The sequence below is a fragment of the Rhizobium sp. L9 genome, assembly GCF_002531885.1.
GTDB lineage: Bacteria > Pseudomonadota > Alphaproteobacteria > Rhizobiales > Rhizobiaceae > Rhizobium.
In genome coordinates, this window is sequence record NZ_NWSZ01000005.1 from 19,418 (window position 1) to 40,246 (window position 20,829).

General features: G+C 56.7%; 24 protein-coding genes, 1 tRNA gene and 1 pseudogene. 10 read left to right on the forward strand and 16 right to left on the reverse strand.

Translation table 11 applies throughout. The features are described from left to right. Positions 1-64: 64 nt before the first annotated feature. A complete protein-coding gene (locus tag CO660_RS05425) occupies positions 65-517 on the forward strand; it encodes a GNAT family N-acetyltransferase (protein ID WP_097597893.1) in 453 nt (150 codons plus the stop codon). Between the two features lie 42 nt (positions 518-559). Continuing rightward, positions 560-1,111: a GrpB family protein gene (locus tag CO660_RS05430; protein WP_097598111.1), complete on the forward strand. Its 552-nt coding sequence runs from the start codon at positions 560-562 to the stop codon at positions 1,109-1,111. A 333-nt stretch (positions 1,112-1,444) separates the two neighbouring features. On the opposite strand, the gene CO660_RS05435 is transcribed toward CO660_RS05430, so the two are convergent. From CO660_RS05435 to CO660_RS05450, 4 genes are read right to left on the reverse strand one after another with little or no spacing between them, the layout of a single operon-like run. Then, the gene (locus CO660_RS05435; RefSeq protein ID WP_097597894.1) at positions 1,445-2,293 is read right to left on the reverse strand and encodes a sugar phosphate isomerase/epimerase family protein; all 849 of its coding nucleotides are present in this window, start codon (positions 2,291-2,293) and stop codon (positions 1,445-1,447) included. A gap of 50 nt (positions 2,294-2,343) precedes the next feature. Continuing rightward, entirely contained in the window at positions 2,344-2,682 is a 339-nt protein-coding gene (locus CO660_RS05440) for an NIPSNAP family protein (protein ID WP_097597895.1), read from the reverse strand. A 9-nt stretch (positions 2,683-2,691) separates the two neighbouring features. Beyond that, positions 2,692-3,924 (reverse strand): PLP-dependent aminotransferase family protein, encoded by a 1,233-nt coding sequence (locus tag CO660_RS05445; protein WP_097597896.1) that lies wholly within the window; start codon positions 3,922-3,924, stop codon positions 2,692-2,694. A 29-nt stretch (positions 3,925-3,953) separates the two neighbouring features. After that, positions 3,954-4,868, reverse strand: a complete 915-nt coding sequence (locus CO660_RS05450; protein ID WP_141504799.1) for a VOC family protein — start codon at positions 4,866-4,868, stop codon at positions 3,954-3,956. 293 nt (positions 4,869-5,161) lie between these two features. On the opposite strand from CO660_RS05450, the gene CO660_RS05455 reads away from it, so the two are divergent. Genes CO660_RS05455 through CO660_RS05465 form a run of 3 tightly spaced genes read left to right on the forward strand, consistent with a single transcriptional unit; the run spans position 5,162 to position 8,442 of the window. Further along, on the forward strand, positions 5,162-6,184 hold the full coding sequence (locus CO660_RS05455; RefSeq protein ID WP_097598112.1) for a methyltransferase: 1,023 nt from the start codon (positions 5,162-5,164) through the stop codon (positions 6,182-6,184). A gap of 18 nt (positions 6,185-6,202) precedes the next feature. Beyond that, positions 6,203-7,480: an FAD-dependent monooxygenase gene (locus CO660_RS05460; protein WP_097597898.1), complete on the forward strand. Its 1,278-nt coding sequence runs from the start codon at positions 6,203-6,205 to the stop codon at positions 7,478-7,480. Continuing rightward, on the forward strand, positions 7,477-8,442 hold the full coding sequence (locus CO660_RS05465) for a DMT family transporter (RefSeq protein WP_097597899.1): 966 nt from the start codon (positions 7,477-7,479) through the stop codon (positions 8,440-8,442). The genes CO660_RS05460 and CO660_RS05465 overlap by 4 nt, the downstream gene beginning before the upstream one ends. A 92-nt stretch (positions 8,443-8,534) precedes the next feature. Here CO660_RS05465 and CO660_RS05470 read toward each other — a convergent pair whose 3' ends face one another. From CO660_RS05470 to CO660_RS05485, 4 genes are all read right to left on the reverse strand, one after another. Then, the gene (locus tag CO660_RS05470) at positions 8,535-9,494 is read right to left on the reverse strand and encodes a LysR family transcriptional regulator (protein WP_097597900.1); all 960 of its coding nucleotides are present in this window, start codon (positions 9,492-9,494) and stop codon (positions 8,535-8,537) included. 227 nt (positions 9,495-9,721) lie between these two features. Then, on the reverse strand, positions 9,722-10,534 hold the full coding sequence (locus tag CO660_RS05475) for a metallophosphoesterase (protein WP_097597901.1): 813 nt from the start codon (positions 10,532-10,534) through the stop codon (positions 9,722-9,724). Positions 10,535-10,707: 173 nt separating this feature from the next. After that, entirely contained in the window at positions 10,708-12,693 is a 1,986-nt protein-coding gene (locus CO660_RS05480) for an AAA family ATPase (RefSeq protein ID WP_097597902.1), read from the reverse strand. Positions 12,694-12,712: 19 nt separating this feature from the next. Beyond that, entirely contained in the window at positions 12,713-13,012 is a 300-nt protein-coding gene (locus CO660_RS05485; protein WP_097597903.1) for a hypothetical protein, read from the reverse strand. A gap of 197 nt (positions 13,013-13,209) precedes the next feature. Between CO660_RS05485 and CO660_RS05490 the strand changes: the two genes are divergently transcribed. Continuing rightward, the gene (locus CO660_RS05490) at positions 13,210-13,689 is read left to right on the forward strand and encodes a hypothetical protein (RefSeq protein ID WP_097597904.1); all 480 of its coding nucleotides are present in this window, start codon (positions 13,210-13,212) and stop codon (positions 13,687-13,689) included. Positions 13,690-14,047: 358 nt separating this feature from the next. On the opposite strand, the gene CO660_RS05495 is transcribed toward CO660_RS05490, so the two are convergent. After that, positions 14,048-14,123 (reverse strand) — tRNA-Ile (locus CO660_RS05495). 199 nt (positions 14,124-14,322) lie between these two features. On the opposite strand from CO660_RS05495, the gene CO660_RS05500 reads away from it, so the two are divergent. Continuing rightward, complete coding sequence (locus CO660_RS05500) at positions 14,323-14,691, forward strand: response regulator (protein WP_097597905.1); 369 nt, start codon at positions 14,323-14,325, stop codon at positions 14,689-14,691. Positions 14,692-14,822: 131 nt separating this feature from the next. Here the strand turns inward: CO660_RS05500 and CO660_RS05505 are convergent, their stop codons facing one another. From CO660_RS05505 to CO660_RS05515, 3 genes are all read right to left on the reverse strand, one after another. Then, on the reverse strand, positions 14,823-15,014 hold the full coding sequence (locus CO660_RS05505) for a hypothetical protein (protein ID WP_097597906.1): 192 nt from the start codon (positions 15,012-15,014) through the stop codon (positions 14,823-14,825). Beyond that, positions 15,011-15,676, reverse strand: coding sequence for an acyl-homoserine-lactone synthase (locus CO660_RS05510; protein ID WP_085778842.1), 666 nt, complete (start codon positions 15,674-15,676; stop codon positions 15,011-15,013). Before CO660_RS05510 ends, CO660_RS05505 begins: the two co-directional genes overlap by 4 nt. Before the next feature lie 213 nt (positions 15,677-15,889). After that, the gene (locus CO660_RS05515) at positions 15,890-16,615 is read right to left on the reverse strand and encodes a LuxR family transcriptional regulator (RefSeq protein WP_097598113.1); all 726 of its coding nucleotides are present in this window, start codon (positions 16,613-16,615) and stop codon (positions 15,890-15,892) included. A gap of 123 nt (positions 16,616-16,738) precedes the next feature. Here CO660_RS05515 and CO660_RS05520 point away from each other — a divergent pair, with 123 nt between their 5' ends. Then, positions 16,739-16,933: a hypothetical protein gene (locus CO660_RS05520; protein WP_020921837.1), complete on the forward strand. Its 195-nt coding sequence runs from the start codon at positions 16,739-16,741 to the stop codon at positions 16,931-16,933. A gap of 803 nt (positions 16,934-17,736) precedes the next feature. Here the strand turns inward: CO660_RS05520 and CO660_RS05525 are convergent. From CO660_RS05525 to CO660_RS05535, 3 genes and pseudogenes are all read right to left on the reverse strand, one after another. Continuing rightward, a pseudogene (locus tag CO660_RS05525) lies at positions 17,737-18,034 on the reverse strand (GIY-YIG nuclease family protein). A gap of 184 nt (positions 18,035-18,218) precedes the next feature. Beyond that, complete coding sequence (locus CO660_RS05530) at positions 18,219-18,458, reverse strand: DUF2934 domain-containing protein (protein ID WP_097597907.1); 240 nt, start codon at positions 18,456-18,458, stop codon at positions 18,219-18,221. A gap of 25 nt (positions 18,459-18,483) precedes the next feature. Continuing rightward, positions 18,484-18,690, reverse strand: coding sequence for a hypothetical protein (locus CO660_RS05535; protein WP_097597908.1), 207 nt, complete (start codon positions 18,688-18,690; stop codon positions 18,484-18,486). Between the two features lie 350 nt (positions 18,691-19,040). Here CO660_RS05535 and CO660_RS05540 point away from each other — a divergent pair, with 350 nt between their 5' ends. Then, a complete protein-coding gene (locus tag CO660_RS05540; protein WP_038690240.1) occupies positions 19,041-19,424 on the forward strand; it encodes a hypothetical protein in 384 nt (127 codons plus the stop codon). Positions 19,425-19,643: 219 nt separating this feature from the next. Then, the gene (locus CO660_RS05545) at positions 19,644-20,054 is read left to right on the forward strand and encodes a DUF4174 domain-containing protein (RefSeq protein WP_097597909.1); all 411 of its coding nucleotides are present in this window, start codon (positions 19,644-19,646) and stop codon (positions 20,052-20,054) included. 28 nt (positions 20,055-20,082) lie between these two features. On the opposite strand, the gene CO660_RS05550 is transcribed toward CO660_RS05545, so the two are convergent. Continuing rightward, positions 20,083-20,793, reverse strand: coding sequence for a GntR family transcriptional regulator (locus CO660_RS05550; RefSeq protein WP_097597910.1), 711 nt, complete (start codon positions 20,791-20,793; stop codon positions 20,083-20,085). Positions 20,794-20,829 lie beyond the last annotated feature (36 nt).

Consider the following 20,829-nt stretch of genomic DNA (forward strand, 5'->3'; position numbering starts at 1 on the left):
GATGCTGATCCGCTATTGCCTTTGCCCACATAGACATCTCACTCAAATCCTATCGGAGTTTTAGATGAATGAGCCTCGGCAAAACGATCTGCGGGTCGTTCAGGTGTCGACCCCACAACAATGGGAAGCCTATCACGAAATCCGCCGATCTGTTCTGTTCGACGTTCGGGGACTGGCAGGATATGACGCGAACCACCCCGATGACAGGATGCCTGGGCATCTGCCGATGCTCCTTATGATTGGAAGCACGCCTGTCGGGGCGGCGCGTCTCGATCTGATCGGCGACAACGAAGCCACGGTGCGGACGGTCGCGATCCACTCGGATTTCCAGCGGCGTGGGCTCGGTCGGGCGTTGATGAAAGGTCTCGACGAATTCGCAGCTCTGCATGGAATTGAAAGACTGATGGTTCATGCCGCGAGAGATGCTGTTGGGTTTTACGAGGCGCTCGGATGGACCATCATCGACGCCGCGCGAGAAAATCCGGTGCTGATGAAGGAATTGCGGGGCAATACCTAGTGGTGCTGGCTCTTGCCCATCATTGCACAGTTGGAGCAACACGTGACCTCGAATGAACCGGTAGAGATATCCGACTGGTCTCCTGAATGGACGACAAAATTCCGGGCAAAGGCGACTGCGCTCCGTGAAGCGCTCAGTAAACAGGCGCAGCGTATCGATCATATCGGATCGACCGCTATCCAAGGCTTGGCGGCGAAGCCAATCATCGATATTCAAATCTCAGTTGCTAACTTTGATCATATGGACGATTTGGTCGAAGCTCTCGAAACCGTTGGCTACGTTTGGCGCTCTTCCAACCCTGAGCTGACAAAGCGATATTTTCGAGAAATTCCTGGTCATGAGCGCACCCATATTCATATCCGGCGTCTGGGTAGCTGGCACGAGCAATGGACGTTGCTTTTTAGGGATTATATGCGGCTCCATGTCGAGGAGCACGGGACATATGCTGCTCTGAAGCGGAGCTTGGCTGCACAGTTTCGAAACGACCGGCTGGCTTACATTACGGGCAAAGAGGATTACCTGTGGCAGGTCATCCGTCGCGCAGATCGTTGGGCCGCAACGACCGGCTGGTCGCCTGGTGTTTCGGATGCCTAGACGATGGGCCGCACCACGACTGCAGCACCTGTGTGATCGCTGTCCATGCAGCCTCGCCAAGCCGCGCATCCGCTTCGTCGCTGCCGCCGTGAGCGACCTGGGTGTTCTCTCGCCCGGCAAAAGAGCCCGATGTCGAGCCTCAGGGTCATAGATCAAATCTGCGTCCAGGCCGATCATTTGACGTCGATCGACAATTGATCGCGCAAAAGCATCCGATGGCCAACGAGCATCGCCTCCGCACGCTACAACGATTATCCGAGCGGCGGGCATCTCAACGGAATAATCTGACCGAGGAAAGGGCGAAAGGGCGGGGATTTTGCCCGTCACGAGAACCTAGCCCGCCGCCGATACTCGCATGTCATCACCTGGAGCAAAGGCAGTTTCGATCTGCCTCTCAAGAGAAATGAGAGACCTCATTCCACGGCGTGCAATCTCTCCAGCCGGAAGTAACTTTAGCGCATCGCTGAAAATTTCCAGCGAGACGGGCCCCCGATAGCCGGTTGCAAGGACAGCCGCCAAGAACCCTGAAACGTCTAAATCTCCGTCGGCGGGAAGGCATCGATGATGTCGACTCCACTCAATAACCGGCAAATCCAGCTTCATAGCATCGGCGATTTGAACGTAAGCAATTCGACTTCCATCAATCTCAGCAATCGTATCCCAAGCAAAGGGGAGGGCGAGCGTATGGAAGCTGTCAACTACCAACCCAAGTGCCGGATGGTCCGCCTCCGCGATTATGCGATAAGCGTGATCGAACGTGCAAATGTGCGTTCCCCAGGACAATGCTTCAAAGCCAACCTTCAGGCCGTGCTTCGCTGCCTTTCCTGCCAAGTCCCGCAGTTGCGATGCACTCAGCCTATCGTCTCGAAGCGCTTGCTCCTGCGTATTGGAGCAAACCAGCATTCTGGCTGCTCCCAGTTCGTTCATACGATCGAAAATACGGTCCGCTTGATCAAGGTTGCGTTCATGTTGAAAGGATGAAATTCCTTCAAAATTTCGAAAGGGTTGAAGAACGTCTATTTGCAAGCCCCAATCCATCGCCATGGAGGCGATATCCCTTAGCGATATTTCTCCGATGTCGGCTTCACACAGCTCAATCCCTCCGAAGCCAGCGGCGCTAGCTGCTCGAAGCTTTTCAGGAAGTGTGCCAGTCATCGTCACCGTGGCAATGCTACGTTTCATCTTTCTCTCCTGGTTTACAGGCGCAAAATTTTCGACGGCTTTGGCCCGCCTTAGGAGGCTGGCGATGTGTGCCTTTCCGACAACTTAAAGAAGGGTGCCGGGAGAAGGATTTCGGAACGCATTTCTTGGATGAGCGGAGTGACCTTCGGGAGATAGGCATGCCAGGCCGAATCAGCCGCCAAAACCGAGCGGCGACGAGCACGATCGTTGATGTCCTGATATTGCCAGAGATGAATCACGGAATTTAGGACGCCGATATCCGTGAAATACCACCCGATCGGGTCTCCGAGGTGTCGGCTCTGCAGCTCCAATCCCTCTTCCTCATACAGCTTCATGTAATTGTGCAACTGGCCGGGGGTGATACGATAGGTTCGATGTTCAACTATCATTGAAATCCCCTACGCTGTTGACGCCGCGAGATAGACGTCGTCCTGCCCCTCGTGCGCGACGATTTTACCAAGTCGCTCGATTCCTTCGGTGATCTGTGCCGCCGAAGCCGTTGCAAAACTCAGACGGCAAAAGTTTTTCTTCGATCTATCTGCGTAGGACAGAACCCCAGGGACGAAGGCAACCTTTGCTACCGCTAGGGATTTTGAAAGAAGCGTGGACGTGTCCATGGCTTCAGGGAATTGCAGCCAAACGAACAGCCCGCCCTCAGGCTCCGTCCATTTGCAGTTACGTGGCATATGCTCTGAGAGCGCGGCTATCATACGGTTCCTCTTCGCATGATAGGCTTTCTTCACGGTTTCAACATGTGACGGCAGCACGGTGGACGCCACATGGGCAACGACGATCTGGTTGAAAACGCTCGCGTGCACATCGGCCGCGAGTTTCAGCGCGGACAGCTTTTTGATTAGAGCCGAGCACGCCGATAGCCATCCAACCCGCAGGCCAGGAGCGATCGTTTTGGAGAACGAGTTGATGTAGATGACATTGCTTCCAAAACCAGCCTCATCCGCCATGCTGGCTACAGATGAAATGTCGTCGCCAGTGAAACGAAGACGTTCGTATGGGCTGTCTTCGACAATGGGGACCTCAAACTCGATACAAAGTTTGAGCAACGCCAGGCGGTCGTTTTTGGAGATGCATAGCCCCGTGGGGTTCTGAAAATCGGGAATGAGATAAAGGAATTTTGGTCTCTTAGAGAGCACAGTCCGCGCCACATCGAGGTCAAAACCACTCTCGTTGAATGGAATATTTTCAAAAATTGGCCGATATACGCTGAATGTATCAATGGCAGCAAAGAATGTTGGCGCTGTTACGGCGATGCGGTCGCCGGGATCGATGAGAAGTCTGCCGACCAAATCCAGGGCCTGCTGAGCCCCGTTTGTGATCAGTATCCGAGACGCGTCAGCATTTATGCCGTTGGCTTGCATTTTCTCGGCGATCAGATGGCGGAGTGGCTCATATCCAATACTCGGCGCATACTGAAATGAGCGACTGCGCAAATCCGCATTTGAAAATGCCGTTGTGACCGCCTCATGAAGGGTCTCGTATGGGAAAAGTGATCCGTCGGGAACTCCCCCCGCAAATGAGATCACATCAGGTTGGTTTGCCAACGCCAAAAACGTAGGTGCTTCCGCCAGTGCCCCGGCGGAAAGGGAAAGCCCGTGGGGCCAATCAAACCTCATTGTGAGATATCTCCGTTGCAACAGATGGGCTAGGCAGCGGTCGCCTTGTTCCAGCGGTCGGAGACAGGAATTCCGGGAGATGCGAACATTTTCGAAGGCGGGGCACCCCACAAATTAAGCCATTCTTCATCGGGTGCTGGGTTCGCGGGCCAGACCTGGGGCTCGTAGATTTCTTCGTTGTCGATCTTTGTCATTCCGAAGGAATGTTCAACGATGCAACCATTTCCGTCCCGGTAGTATGTAAAGTAACTTTGAGCGTTGGCTCCGTGATGGCCGGGACCCCACACGAGTGTACGGTCAAAGTGGCGCAACTGATCGCACACTCGAAGGAGGTCGCCGAGATGGCGAGCCTCAAAAGAAAAATGATGCAATCCTGGCGGCCCTTTCACCACAGCAACAGTGTGGTGAAACCGATCAGCCGCCCGCATAAACACGAATTCTTCATTGTCGGCAGTGTCAGACAGCTGCATACCGAGGACATCCCTGAGCATGTCTCTTGTTTGGGGAACGTCGCCCACCATGATGCTCACATGATCTAACCGCGACGGCCGCACGCCCATCGTCAGATATTCCGCAGGCTGATCACGGGGAACAGGAGTATGGATTTCGAAGGTGTGCCCACTCGGCCCCGCAAAGACGAAGCCTGCCTCTGCTCCGTCCGCGATTGGATGATCAGAAACCAGTTGCAAGCCACTGTTCAATACCCGTGATCGTGCCACCTCCAACGTAGCGTGTGAGATTGCTTCAAAACCAATGGAGGAGACAGCCGCGATGGGAGCCGAGATGAAAGAAAGTTCGACGCGACGAGTGTTTGACGTGAGGCCTACGCGTCCCTCGGAGCGGGAGGAAACGCGCATACCTAATAGTTGCTCCGCTTCGCGAACGCTTTGCTCGATGTCCGGGGTTTCAATCGTAAGGTGGCCCATTTGAGCGATCAAATGCATGAAAACATCCTCTATGTGACTGAAGAATAATGCGACCTGTCTGATGCGCCCACCATTGCAGAAGACAACCAAGGCTAGAAGTGCGTAACAGCGAACATCGCTGTTGCGGTTTTTCAAACATCAGATGTCGCGGGAATATTCGGTGCCGAAGACTTTCGAGGAAGCGCGACCTAAGTGGCCCATCAGCGGTGTTGCATTTTATCGAAAATGCTGTCCGCGCTGCGGCACTCCCCAAGGGCAGCGATGCCCTCTACCTTGCAACCATCGATTTGCAAACATTGTGGGAGTTTCGAATGAACGTCGCAGTCGGCAGCGTTACAGACTTAATCTTTGGTAGGTGGAAGAGCCAGATACTTTATGCTGGTGTGGCCCTCAACGTGTTCGACCATCTGGACCTGTCCGACTTCAAATCCGGCTCCGACCTGGCCGCCGAGCTAGCTGTTGAACCGGAGCTGTTAACCAGATTGCTTCGGTCGCTCGCCGCGCTTGGACTGCTGGTGGAAAATGAAGAGAGACGATTTGCGCTCTCCGAAAACGGCAATCTTCTGCGGAGCAATGTGGATGGCTCACTAAGATACATGGCCCTGCTTGAGGAGGGACCGGAGCACTATGCCATATGGTCACATCTCGTGCCGATGATCAGGGATGGGAAACAGAACGCGTTTGTTCGTGAATACGGCCAGATGGCTTTTGAATATGCGCATACCAATGCTGACTACGGCTCTGTGTTTCGTCGTGCGATGTCAAGTTTTTCGACGATCCAGTCCGCCTTGGCACTCGAAGCGCTGCGACCCTATGATTTTACCAAGTTTCACAAAATCTGCGATGTAGCGGGTGGGCAAGGGCACTTGGCGTGCTCGTTGCTTCAAGCGAATCCGCATTTAACTGGAACCGTTCTCGACCTCCCTGAAGTCGTTGCCGACACAAACGGGCATTGGGCACCAAGGATGGGGCTCTCTAACCGGTGCGACTATGTCAGCGGAAATATGTTCGAGGATGTTCCCGACGCTGACGCATACTTCCTAAAAATGATCCTCCACGATTGGAACGACGACGAGTGCGTCACAATCCTAGCCAACCTCAGGCGAAGGGTCTCCAATGGGGGAAAAGTCTTCATCGTCGAACATGTTGTCCCCGCAACGTCCGAGCCGCATTTTGCCAAACTCTACGACATCCACATGATGTGCTGGGGCTCGGGGAAGGAGAGAACGGAAGGCGAGTATCGCATGCTGCTTGAGCGAGCCGGATGGTCGATGGCCGCTTCCTATTACCCTGAATCCCGTTTGATGGGTGTGGTCGAAGGCACCGCTGTCTAGTCACCAAGGAGCCGCCACATGTCTGATGTCCTTATAATTGGGGGAGGGATCGGCGGTTTGACCCTCGCTCTAGCGCTACATGCGAAAGGGATCGGTTGCCGCGTCCTCGAAGCTGCAAATGAGTATCAACCGATCGGCGCAGGGGTTAACCTTTTGCCTCACGCCGTGGCGATATTCGCGCAGTTGGGCCTGGAAGCTGAACTGGCACGCGTTGCGAACAAAACCACTGAATTGAAATTTTACAACCAGCATGGACAGGAAATCCACTCTGAGGCGCGTGGTCTTGCCGCAGGACACGCGTGGCCGCAATATTCAATTCACCGGGGGCATCTGCATGGCGTCCTTCTGAATGCCTTCAGAAACAGGATTGGCCCTCAAGCACTGATTATGGGGCACCGATGTAAGCAGATCGATCAGACGCCAGGACGCGTGGTCGTTACAGCAGCGCACCAGGGAACTGAAGGCAATTTTGCCGCTGACGTGGCGGTGGGTTGTGATGGTATTCACTCCAGAGTGCGCAATCAGCTATGTCCGGAAAACGATACCCCCATATTCTCCGGGGTAACGATGTGGCGCGGTGTTTCAGAAATTGCAGGTTTTCTAACCGGAGGAACCATGATCCTTGCTGGTTCCCTGCGGACCGGCAAGATAGTCGCATATCCAATCCAAACAGCGGATGCCAAGACCGGGCTCCAACTCGTTAATTGGGTAGCGGAACTTCGAACTGGCCATTTACATGACGTTCGGTGGGACGATGCGGGTGATCAGCATGAGCTGTCGTGGGCCAACCGGGATTGGAAACTTCCAGGACTGGATGTTCCGACAATGCTCCGTGCGGCACGGACCGTACTGCGATATCCGATGGTCGATAAAGAACCATTGCGGCGTTGGACATTTGGACGGGTCACATTGTTGGGCGATGCGGCTCACCCGATGTACCCATTCGGTTCCAATGGTGCATGCCAAGCGATTGTGGACGCCCAGACGTTGGCCGATTGCATTTCGAATTGCACCTCAACGGAAGTTGCTCTTCAGCGTTATGAGGCGCTTCGGCTGCCACTTACAAGAGAAGTGACGCTTCTCAACCGTGTCAGTCCTCCTGATGTCATTTTGGACGAGATCGATCGCTTGACGGATGGACGCCCTGTCCCGGACATCCGATCAGTCATGAGTGCCGAAAACATGGCCGCCATCCTCACGCGATACCAGTTCACGACGGCGAAACCGGTTACCGCGCCGGAGTTTCGCCGCGCGGCCGTTTCCGAGATGAATATTGCTGAGGGAGCCATGACATGACACTTGGAATCATAGCCGCACTTTTTGCGGGAGCCATGTGGGGCATAACTTTTGTGGCTGCTCGCGCTGTGGTTCCTTTCACAGAACTGGAACTGGCGCTCGCGAGAAATCTCGTATTTGGTGGCGCATCGATACTGCTAATGGTGCTCCCATCATTTCGACCGACCGGCATTTCCGTGCGTAACTGCTTGATCTCTATGTTTCTGGGGTTTGTAGGATACGTGGGGATTTTCCTGAGCGTTTCGTTTGCCGTGACGTCGGCGGGAGCGTCAATCCCACCTCTCATTGTCGGTTTGATGCCCGTAATCCTTTCCATAACAGGGAACATGAGAGATCGGTCGGTAAGTTGGTCCGCGTTAACAATGCCGCTTGGTTTGATCGCCTCAGGTATCTGTCTGGTCAATATCTGGGCCATGCAACACGCTGGAGAGGTGAGCAATGTTCCCAATCTTTACCTTGGCATTCTTTCCTCAATTGCCGCCCTTCTCCTTTGGATTCTTTACGGCGTGATCAATGCTCGCGTAATGGAGAAGCCTGATGCACCAGCAGCGCTTCCATGGACGTCTCTTCATGGTGTTGGTGCCCTTTTAGGCTCCCTGCCAATTCTTGCTTTGTCCAACGCCGATCGAGGCAACGCAGTTCTCGATATTTCATTGTCGAATGAACCAAGCTTAAGGTTTCTTTTGTGGGCCTTGGTATCGGGTCTAGGGGGTTCGTGGATCGCATCGTGGGCATGGGCCGTTGCTTCTCGCCGCCTGCCATTGTCGCTCACAGCGCAGTTGATCGTGAGTGAGGTATGTTTTGGCCTGGCGTATGGGTTCGCTTTCGAGGGCAGGTGGCCGTCGGTCGAGGAATGGGCAGGGTCAGCCCTAATGATCGCAGGCGTACTGATGGCCATCAGAGTTTTCAAAAAAACGAGAGACAGCCAGCCAATGCCTAAGATAGCTGCGGCTGAAACATAGCTCCGCCCAAGCGTCTTAGGTCATCGTATAAAAAGCTGTTTGGACGGGATTCGATCTGACTTCGCCAAGGGCTGTCGACAGAATGAACCTTGCTATGCTGCTGGAAGGCGATCCGTTGCCAAATGCACGGGGCTATAGCTCTTGAGGCCACTGGCGTCCGGCAAAGGTTTTTTCCATCTGGCCGCCAAGAAGTCGACCACAACCCTGACCTTGGCGGGGAGGAGTGCATTGGGAGGGAAGAGCGCGAACAATCCCATGTCTTCTAGCGGATGATCCTCCATCACCATGATCAGGTCCCCGTTTGAGATCGCATTGCTCACAACGAACATCGGGAGCACCGCGATGCCCATGCCCGCTATTGCTGCGTCTCGGATCGATTCTGGGTTATTGCTGGATAGCCGCGCGTTCGGCCGTTGACTGAGCCACTGACCGTCCGCCCGGAAGCGCCACGGAGGCGGGCAAAACGGGTTGGAATAGACGAGGCATTCGTGCCGCACCAGATCGCGAGGATGGATTGGTAAGGGGTTTTTCTTAGCGTAATAAGGGCTGCACACCACAACCTGGCGCACAGGCTTAAAATATTTCGCAATCAGAGATGAGTCTTTAAGAATTCCTATCCTAAGCGCGAAATCGGTGCCCTCGCTGAACAGATCACCAGGCTGATCAGTTAAGTCAAGCACGAGTTCAAGTCGGGGGTGCTTTGCGAGAATATCCTGCACCGCAGAGGTAAGGTACATTGTTCCAAACAACGTCGGTGCCGAAATACGGACTAGACCGCTAATCTCCGAAATCGCTCCCGTCACGTAGCCGACTGCGTCATTCATCTCCTGCAGTATTCGCTTGACCCTATCATGAAAAGCATAACCCAACGTGGTAGGCGTCACATAGTGGGTTGTCCGGTTTAGTAGTCGAACTCCAAGCTCCAGCTCAAGCTGTGCAATTCTACGACTGATCAAGGAACGAGAAAGCCCCAGCCTCTCCGCCGCCCGCGTAAAGCTTTCGGTTTCGACGACAGCCGAGAACGCTTCTAGTTGATCAATTCCAGGTAACATCACATCCCTTTTTTAATTGGCAGCCGACCTCGATTTGTCCCATAATGCACGATAAATGGGAAGTTTCTACTGCGATGCACGCGATGGGTTTGCAGTGCAGCGTTTTTTCGTCTTTTCCGTACCAATTAGTTCCCTGGACATCAGGACGATTGAATGTGAAGCGTATCAATCGTTGGTGTTCCGACACGCTTGCCATGTCTTCAATATCGACTGCCTCGTCAGGATTCTTATAGATCGATGACGAAATCAGCGCGAAATCCAGTTATTTCGCGCTCGCCGCCGTAACCGCGAGGGTTGCAGATCACCCTAGTTTTGTCCGCCATATAGTCGCGGAATTTGTCGACGTGGCCGTGAATCCAAACCGATGGCAGTCGACGCGCGATCAGATCGGAAAGATCGCTTCCGAAGGCTGCATTGGTTATGTGGCCATAGAAGCGAGGGTCGAAGCTCTGTATGAGCGGTGCGTGATGGGTAATAACGAATGTGCGGCCGTCGAAGGGCTTTTCGAGTTCATGGTCAATAAAAAATCGGCTCGCGATATGGCGCTCAAGGGTTTCGTGCACGGTCACCATGCCGTTTTCATCAGGGCGTCGCGCGTCAGACCGATAAATGCAGGAGAAGTCTGCCATTGAGAACGGCACCAGGCCGAATGCTTTGGCCCGCCGCTCCTCTGGCGGAATATGTTCGTCGTCACCGACGGAAACCGCAAAATCGGTCCACAAGGTTGCGCCGATAAAGCGGCAACCGGCCATCTCGATGCTTTGATTTTCGAGGAGGTGGATGCGGGTTCCTTCGATCTCGCGACGGGCCGTTTTCAACGCGAAATCAATGCTGCTGTTGTAATAGTCGTGATTTCCGAGCACCAGGATCACAGGCATATGCCGCTCGATCTCGCGCCGCAGGTAGGCAATGCTCCTCGAAATGTTCTCGGAGATGTCGCCCGCGCAGATGCAGATATCAGCATCCGGAATACGAAAGGGTGCCCCGCCGAGGGCGTCCATTGCGGAGTAATGAAGGTCACTGATGATCCAGGCTCTCACTTGCCGATCCTTTCGTGCAGACAAAGGGGTAGAGAGGACGCGCCGGGATTTATGCCGCTGTCCTTCTGGTTCAGGATTTTCTGGGAGCTGGCTGCGTCAGCCAGATTTCTTGGCGTTGCCAGGCCCGCAGCTTTGGCCGTTCACCAGCAAGGAAATGGGGGCCGAAAGACCGCTCAATATTTCCTTGCGTGCTCACCTAACCCCGATGCCCCCGGCCAAAGCTTTTCCAGCTGATCTCCTTGCAGCCGTTTGTGTTTGGCCAGCTCGGCGGCGAATATCGCCAGCGTGTGCCGCAGGGCGCTGAGGATGTCTCTTGCTCGGGAGTATTCCGTCTGAAGGATTTCATCGACTTCAGCTCTCAATCGGTGATCGCGCCAAAGCGATGCCGGACTGCTGTCATCTACGGAGCCCGGCAGAAAGTAGGGTGATTTCCCGAACCCCCATTTGGTGACCATTTCGACTGCAATCTCTGTTGCTGTCGCGAAATCGCTCTGACCCGAACCAGACGCCATAGTCGAACGATCTTTGTAATAGACTTCCTCCGCAGCCGCGCCAGCTAACAGAAAAGCTATCCGGTTCATCATTTCCCGTTTAGTTCGGAAAGGTGGATTCGGATATTCGATTACCGTGACGCCGTGGGCGTCTAAATCCGTTGCGAAGGTCGTCACGTTATCAAAGATTTCCACGCGTTTGACCTCGCCGATCTGCAGGGCATGGGCAAGAAGCGCGTGTCCTGCTTCATGGACGGCAATTTGGAGCTGATAGCCCTCGTTCAAAACGGGAAGGGGTTCGATCTTCCCTCGAAGGTCATCAATTGTTACAGATCGACGCTCCCGTCGTGCAATTCGACGAGCATCCCGAGACAGCCGTTCCAGATCGGCACCGCTTTTGCCGGGAAGTCTCGCCGCGATTTCCTTCAAGTCAGCATGTTCGGCCAGAGATGGCGTATGGAAAGCAAGGATTTCGGCTCGCGCTTGCGCGTCCGGCAAGGGGAAATAAACGTGCTTCTCTAACCGGCCGCTTCTGATTAGCGCGGGGTCAATGCGATGGGGGTGATTGCACGCGCCGACGACGACAACTCCCTCGCGTCCCTCGATGCCGTCGAGGCACTCTAAAAGTCCGTTGACCACATGGGTGCTGTAGTCCGCGTGTCGCGACGGGAATTTGGCCCGGTCGCCAATCGAGTCAAACTCGTCGAGGAATAAAAGGCATGGCGCATTTTCCTTGGCCAATGCGAATGTCCTGTACATTGCTTTGAGCATATCGCCCAGAGCGCCATCCCCATTGCTCTGCCATTTCGAGATCGATGTGGCTATAAGATGCATGTCGCATTCGGCGGCAAGGGCAGCGGCAAATTTGGTTTTCCCAGTTCCGGGCGGGCCATACAGCAAGCATCCTTTGTCGACATCGGACCAGTCAAGCTTGCCGTCGCGCCAATCCTGTAGGTCCTTCTTCAGCTCCAGTGCCCAGACCGAGGCCTCTCCGAAGCCTTTCGAGATATCCAGCCGTTTGGTTTCGCTGGGGCGCGGACCTTGCCTGCTTTCCTTTAGAAGTGTTTGCGCCGCCCGCGCGGCTGATTGGCCAATCCGGAAGATGGCTTCCATCCTCTCGGAAGGCTGTTTGGCGATCGCCGCGATATGGTCGTCTGAAAGATTGCCACAGCCCCGGAGTGTCGCGAGGGCTCGGAGATGGTGGGGCTCACACAGTCGGAGGCGGTCACGGATCGTGGCCGCAAGTTCGAAATCCTCGTGGATCATCGATCCCTCGGTCACGAATACAAGTAGTCGGCCTGATGTAAGATACGCAGTGGGATCGATGTCCCAGCCGCGCCTCGTCTTGGACTCCGGATGCAGACAAATGCGAATGTTTTCATGCTTGAAGATGATTTCTGCCGCTTCTTGAACGTCCTTCAGCCGCCATTCGGCTGGCACTACGACAAGGGCAACGCAAAATGGATCAGAGATCGGCTTTATGTTTCTCCGAACCAGGCTCACCATGGCGCAATAGGCGAGGAATAGGCGAGCTGACTTCATTGCGAGTGCCGCACCATCACGCCCGGCGCTGAACGGGCGAGCGGATCGCGATCCGTTCAGCTGGATGGCGATCCGCTGAAGTTTGCTGATGTATTGAGGTAGGTTGTCTCGGAGGGCGGTGTCCATCAGTATTCTCCGCGTCCGATCAAATGAGGCCTTCGTCGAACCGGTACCAACGGCTCAACGTTCTGGCCACCTTCCGCTTCCTGTCGAGATAAAACAGCTCCGATGTAATACCAGGGCCGTTCTTGATTGACGGATGTCCCGAGAACTCGCCCATCAGGCAGGGAACCGAGCGCTGCGCGAGCATGCAGTTGCGGATGATGACGGCATCGTCGGCGCCAGCGAACCCGCCGGGGGACGCCAACCTTTCGAGATCAGCGAGCAGAGATCGCAGGCTTGGAATGATCACATCGGGCGGTGTGCCCAGCCATTTGTCGTTCATCTAAGGAGTTCCTCGATTCGTTTAAGGCGCATTTCCTTAGACCGCACATATCTGATTCGCGCAATACCAGTTGGTTTTGCGCAATAGGCGTTGGTTAAACGCACCAAGCGTTAAATGTTGACATTGGCATTTTTTGCTTCTTTCTCAACCACATGGCGGCTTATTTAACCTACAGCCAACTGAGAGCTGGGCGGTCCATGCTCAGGCTCACACAACAGGACCTCGCCGAAAAAGCGGGGATCGCACGACACGTTCTGCAACTACTTGAAGACGCAAGGCGGGCGCGACCGTCGATCGAGGCGCTACTGAGGCTCCAAAGAACTCTAGAGGCTGAAGGTCTTGAGCTTCTCGAAGCGACCGAGGAGCAGGGTGAGGGCATTCGTTGGCGGCTACCGACAGGGAAACGTTGGATCGATCAGCTTCGCCCCGCCCGCCTGATGCTCGGAATGACCTTGGACGACCTAGAAGCGATATCCGGTGTCAACCGTTACACAATTGTACGCATCGAGAACGATTCATTGACGCGCATGCCGGAGCAAGCGGCGATGAAGTTGCGAGAAGCCCTCGCGGCGAACGGAGCTATTGTCTTACCTGAAGACCCAGGTGCGGGCGCGGGTGTTCGGATGACGTTGGTCACACGCGTACGTTATACCTACAGGCACTTTGGCGGGGCTTAAAGTTTTGCCCCTCTGGAATGAGGACCTCCAAGCGGCCGCGCGGCTGGCGAATCAAGCCAAGTTTGCTGCCCAGAACGCTGCCCAAAATTTGATCGCCGACCATAATCATTTGGCTATCCATGTGTCTGTCTGGAGATCAGCAAGGTACCCGAACCTGAGGCCGTCCGGGCCCAGAACAGTTGAACCACTTTTTGAATGGCTCTACATCAATCATGCCCAGGTCTGGAACTCATAATTGTTTGATTTAAAACGAAAAATGTGCTAATCTGAAGATGTGGGACGAGCTTTGTCAGGTTTCGTTCCGCTGCCCAGGAACGCCGACGAAACGGGCAGTAAAGTGCGAAAAGCGCGGAAAAAATGGTGGGCCCGGAGGGACTCGAACCCCCAACCAAGCGGTTATGAGCCGCCGGCTCTAACCATTGAGCTACAGGCCCTTGGTGCCGGAAGCCGGCACCTGGATGCCGGGGCAATGGTTCCCACGGCATCGGTTCGCTCTAGCCCAAATTGCAGGGAGCCACAAGCGGGCAGGGCAACATCTGTGGATGATGCATATTTCGTGGGCAGAGGCACTGGAACCTTCGCACGGCGGAAACACTTATTCGAATCATATTCCGCTGAAAAGGGCGATTGCAGATGGTGGCTTCGAGCAGTGCCGTGGTGCTCATCGTGGAGGATGAGCCGCTGATCCGGTTCAATATCCTCGATGTGCTTGAGGATGTCGGCCATGTGGCGCTGGAGGCGGCGAATGCGGATGAGGCGCTGGTGGTGCTGAAGGGCCGGCAGGATGTCGATATCCTGTTCACCGACGTCAACATGGCCGGTTCGATGGATGGCATCCAGCTTGCCAAGCGGGTGAGGGCGATGCGGCCGAATATCGGCATCATCATCACCTCGGGCATGGTGCGGCTCGATCCGATGGCCCTGCCTGCCAATACCGCCTTCCTGCCCAAGCCCTATCTGCACGATACGCTGATTTCGACGATCGATTCCCTGATGGCTTGACGTCCTTGAGGCGTTGACGAACCGAGGTGACCGGGTGCGCGCAGCCGCAAAACGGGGACAGGTTTTGCGGCCGCGCGCGACGCGCTGGGAGGCGTGCCCCTCTTCAGGCGCGGCGGAGGGGACCCGCGCCCTCAGCCGAAGCTGCTCTTCAGCGCCTCATTCTCATGCTGAGCCTTCTTTTCGTAGATCGTGAACAGCGCCATCGAAAGCAGATAGGAGAGGAAGGGATCCCCTATCTGCGTGGCGATGTCGCGGGATGCGAGGACATGGCGCTCCAGCGCGGAGATGTCTTTCGGTGTTGCGGTTTCAATGAGGCGTTTCATGCTGCCATCTCCAGGAATTGCGTCACGACCGAGCGGGCCGGAACATGTCTGACATAAAGGGGTAGGGTCAGGCCGAGGGCGGCGCGCATCTTGCGCAGCACGCGGTCAGATACTTCGAAGGCGCCGCAGCAGACGGGATACTTGCCGTAGCCGTCTGCCCGGCCGAGTTCTTCCACTTCGGCGCCTGCGCGTTTGTAAACACGCTTGAGATAGGGTTCGTAATTGGAAATCATCGTGTGGATGCCGTGGTCGAGCGCGCATTCGCAGAGCGCCAGCAGCATCATCGAGAAGGCGCGGCCGGCATCGATGTTGGGGAAATCCCTGGCGATCGCCTCTTCGTCGATGCACATACGCGTGCCTTCCCAGATACCCGGAGCCACGAGATCGGCGGCGGCCGGAAAGGTCTCACGGAAGACGTCGTAGAGAAGCGTCGGACCGGTGGTCGGCATCAGGCGCATGCCGCCATAAAGGCGCGTGCGGCTGTCGTTGCACCAGACGAGGTAGGCCGGAGAAAGCGAATCGTAGCTGTCGCGTTCGTAGGGGCCGATGACAGGAACGTCCCAGCCGAGCTGGTCGGCGAAGACCTTCTTGCGCAGGCGGAACATCTGCTCAAGTACGGCGGCGTATTTCTGATACTCATGTGCCTGAATGATAACGAACATCTTGCCCTCCAGCGTTTGCAGTTCGTGGAGAGCAGAATGGTTCAGGCGTGCCGGATCGGAAATTCCCTCAGATGGGCCCCCTCAGATGGGGGGATTAGCCCAAAAGTATGAGTATTGACTCACGCAGGCGAAGACGAGGCGCGGCCGGGAAGGATCACGATCCTCCGGCTTTTGAATCGACACGTCGTATCTTCAGAAATTCGATTCCGATTCTCAGGGATTGATGATGCGCAGCTGCACTGCCCGCGAGGCGGCCGCCGAAATCGTGGCGCAGCCGAGCTTGAAGCGGGCGGTTTTCAGGTAATCGCGCGTCGTGTGCTCCGATATGCCCAATATCACCGAGATATCCTTGTAATCCTTGCCGAGCGCCGTCCAGTGCAGACACTCGATCTCGCGCGGCGACAATGTCGGCACCGGATCATGCTCGCCATGCAGTTCATAGACGGCCTTGCGGTGGATCAGATGGGCGATCTCGATCCATTCGTTGCGGCAGCGGCGCACAAGCTGGGCCCATTCCTCGACGGGGATGCGGGCGTTCAGCGACAAGAGCGCGCGGCGTTGCGCCTTGTCGGCGACGGGAATGGAATAGCCGTTGCCGCCGATGCCGTGTTTCTGGGCGTCGACCAGCATGGCATAGGCTTCCGGGGTCGGCTCGACCTCGCTCCAGTCGAAGGGCAGTTGGCGCTCGAAGCCCTGCTTGACGATCGGATCGACTTTCACATAGCTGTTCAAGAGGTAGCGGGAGACCCAGGCATCCGGATAGGTGGTGCGCACGAACGGGGAATCGATCTTGCTCGCGATCGTCTGGGCGAGATGGTAGGTCACGAAATCGAGACCATATTGCGCCTGGAGAATACGGATGGCGGCATCCACATTGGCTGCAGCCTTGATCTGTTCGAAAGCGGGTTCGAACTTGTCGCTGTAGGTATTCTCGATCATTTCCATTGTCCCAGTTCTCTCAATCTTACCGCGAGGACCGTCATAAATACAAGGCATCCCCACATATGCGGGGAATGACAATCCAGCCGCCGCCTGCTAGCGCCTTTCATGAGGAGACCTCATATGGACAGCAAGAGACCGTTCGAGATTGCCGAATGCCGACAGGCCGCCAAGGGCCTGAAATCCAGCTGGCAGGACATGGCAGGTTCCGAAGCGTTGATCCGTGCCCTTGTTGCCGAACGCAACGGCGACACCCCTTTGGCGCTGTTCTGGACCGAGGTCCACCGGGCGCTTTGCCAGGAAAACAACGCTTTCTGACATGGCCCGCCCCGGCGGGCGGTGTAAGGCTTTCCCCGACATGAGAGGCCCGGCCGGGCAGCAATCAGCGCCGGGGCCGGATGGAATCACGCTTCGCGCATGCGCACTTTTTCATCCCTGTTCCGTTTCCGATTTTGCGAGGAGAGTGTCGAGCGGCAATGTCGCGGGTGGGTGAAAGAAAAACCCGTACTCCATGGATTTATGCCAATATGCTTGACGAAGTGTTTCAAGCGGAAACAGCGGCGTTCGGGGAAGGGGTGGACTGTGCCATTATCTACGCGCCCGCCGTCTTCGGCGCGCCGCTCCGTCTTCCGTTGAAGCAAGCCGCACCCTCTCTCCGCCCTCCGGCGAGGCAAGCCGCATCCCTCTCTCCGCCATCGTGAGACCGCACCTCTCTCCGCCCTTATCCTGAGGCCCCCAGCAGGGGCCTCGAAGGACGAGGGTCGGCCACCGACGTCTCCTCCGCAGGCGAGGGTGCTGCTCATCACCCGCCCCCGTCCTTCGAGGCTCCGGCCTTTGGCCTACGCGCCTCAGGATGAGGGCTGATCGGGGTGCCGTGTAGCTGATGGTTGATCGGCGAGCCGGGTGGCTGGTGATCTGACGGTGTGCTGCGTGACGGGTGGCTGGAGGCTGATCACTGCGCCGTGGTTGGCGAGCTGAGGCGGCTGGGCGGTCCCTCGCGGTATCTGGCGTTTACACGCCCAAGACCGTCCGGTGCCACAACCCGCACCATCTCTCCGCCCTCATCCTGAGGCGCCCCGCAGGGGCCTCGAAGGACGAGGGTCGGCCACCGCCACTGGTGCTTACCGGGCCTTGACCGACCCTCGTTTGGACAAATCTGGCAATGTCTCGTAGTCCAAGGCGATCAGCGCCTCCTTCTTTGCGGCGCGACCAGCCCTTGATCTGCCGCTCGCGGGCGATGGCGTCGATGATGCGGTCGTAGGTTTCGGTAAAGACGAGTTCGACCGGAAGGCGCTTTGCGGTGTAGCCGTCATAGGTCCCGGCATTGTGCTCCCACACACGAGCCTCGATCTCCTGCTTGGTCAGCCCGGTATAATAGGAGCCGTCGCTGCAGCGGAGGATATAGACGGTGACTTCCATGGCGGCAGGCTAGCACGGGGAGCGAGCGGGGGGCAATCGCGCGGCAGGGTGCTCCCGCCGCCAGGGAGGCAGGCTGCGCCCTCTCTCCGTTCTCCGGTAAGGCAAGCCGCACCTTCTCTCCGCCCTCATCCCGAGGCGCCCCGCAGGGGCCTCGAAGGACGAGGCCGGCCACCGGCGTCCTGGATTAACCGGCCTTGGCGGGCGGAGTGAGCCAGCCGTCGCGCGGCAGTTCCGGCCGTTGCGGCTTCGGGCGGAACTTCACCAGCACCTCGCGTCCGTCGACGGAGGCCTGCGTGCGTTCCAGCGCGTCCCGCTCGGCGACTGCCTGGCGCCAATGTTCGCTGTCTCGGCCGTCAGGGCGGCCCTGTTCTTCCCAGATCGCATAGGCCCGTTTGCTGATCCACTCATGGCGTCTGTCGCTCATCTATCGATTCCGTTCGTGAAAGGCGTTATTCGGCAATTCTGTCCGACAGAACAGGCGCGCGGCGCTTGGCTGCCATCAGCAAATCGAGTTCGATCGAGGAGGGCCCGAAACGGGTAAACAGACTCTCGGCCTGGTCGCTGCGCAGGCCATATTTGGAGGCGAATTCATCAAGGCTGTAAGGACGGCCGCGCAGGACTTTGGCCCGCCGCTCCGGTTCACGGATCTGCGTCATTGGTGGTAACCCCATCTGCATTTACGAAGTGCGCGAACAAAACAGATTACAGCTGCAAAAGTTCCGTGATTTTTCAGGGTTTTTCCCGCCTCCCGCACAATCACACGCGGCAGGCATGGATTTTCACGAATCCGACTCATTGAGAAATTTTCGCCTAAAACATGCAGGAATTTCATGCGTTTAGGAAAACGGGTGCCGCCTCGGCCGAGAAATGGGCTTTATTCACGAAAGATTACTCTATAGAATCAATCGTGTTATTCGGTCCGCAGGGGCAAAAAACGCTGTGTTCCCCGCGTTCATGCTGACCGAGCCAGGAGGATTTTGGCTTAATCCATCAAGAGGAGACAGACATGATGAATGCCCTGCCGCCACTTCATAACGGCCACGCGCCGTTTACCCTCCAGCAGCTATTTCGCGAAGCACTTTACGCCTTCGAGGAATGGGACAGCGAATTGACCGAACCGATCGTGACCCATGAAGGAAGGGTCATCCCGATCAGCTTCGTTTTCGAAGCCATGCGCGAATGCACCGACATCGTGCCGATGAATATCGTCGGTGCCGTCACCGAGCGGCTGACCAAGCCCTGGGAGGGCGAAGGTCCGCTTGACCAGATGACCTTCTCGACGGCCGCACGCGTCATGCGCGTGCTCGTGCGCAAACGCCTGCTTGCCAACGGCACAGCGGACCTCGTCGCCGTCTCGGCGCATGCCGCCGAGGACCAGAGCCGCGACTGACGGGAAAGGGATCGCGGCTAACGGATGTTGAGCTGCGATCCTTTTCCGCTTCGTCGGAACCTCCCCCATTTCCAGCCGTTTACTGCATGATCCCAGTTCGTACCGGATTTGGGAATTATTCGGTTATTCAGCGCTTTACAGCGTTCTCGCGCGTCTTGAATGCGCCGGCGCTGGGATGGCGCAGTCACAGCCCGTAGATGACGGGCGAGGAATAGCACCATGCTGAGATCCATCGTTCATGAAATCATCGGCACGCCGCGACGTGAGCCGGAACTTCCGCAATCGCTCGAGCAGTTTCGAGACAGCAAACGGGTGCTGATCATCTTCGCCGATGCGCAGGACGACCGCGCGGCAACCCAGGACGAATGGTTGCGGAACGCGCAGATGCGCCTCATCGAGGAAGACGTCGAAGTGTTCATGATCGCCGGCGGCGGCGCTTTCTCGCTGTTCGACGATGGCTGGGAACTTGATGCGGACGATATTCGCGAGCGGCTGCAAGGGCCATCTTACAGCGAGTTCGGGCTGATCCTGATCGGGCGTGACGGCGCGGTGAAGCTGCGTTCAAGCGAGCCGCGGACGGCGGAAGAGATTTTCGCCGCGCTGGACAAGCTGCCGAAGAAGGCGTCGTGATAGCTGCTGGCGACGTGCGCCCAACCGCTCAGAGTTCGAAGGCTTCCTTGAGGCCGAGGCTCTTGCGTTCGCGCAGGTCGAGATCGGACTCGATATGGGCGATATGATGCAGCATCAGCTGGCAGGCGCGGTCGAGTTCCTTGCCTTCGATCGCCGAGATGATATCGCCATGTTCGGAATGGCCGCAGCTGGAAGCGGTCGACTGGCCGTAGAGCGCGATGACGAGGGATGAGCGGGCGACGAGCTCCTCCATGAAGCGCTGCATGATGGCGTTGCCCGAAATTTCCGCCAGCATCAGGTGGAAATCGCCGGATGCCTTGATCTCGGCGCGCCGGGCCGTCTGTCCGCGCTCGCTCATCAGGCGGCCTTCTTCCTGCAAAAGCTCTCGCAGATTCCCGATGTCATCAGCGGTGATCCGCGCCGCCGCCTCCCGCAATATGCCGGGCTCGACGAGGCGCCGGGCGGAAAAGATCTGGCGGGCCTCATCAGGGGAGGGATAGGCGACGAACGCGCCGCGGTTCTTCTCGACGCTGACGAGGCCCTCATAGGAAAGCGCCTGCAGCGCCGCGCGGGCAAGTGTGCGGCTGACATTGAAAAGATTGCCGACATCGCTTTCGGAAAGCTTGGTGCCGGGGGAAAGCCTGCGCTCGACGATTGCCTCGCGAATGGCATCGCGGATCTGATGCGCGCCGGTTTCGGCGACTTCTTCGGCCTGCATGGCCTTGGCGGCGGATTTCATGAAAACTATTCCCTGATGGCGGGCAAACCATACCCG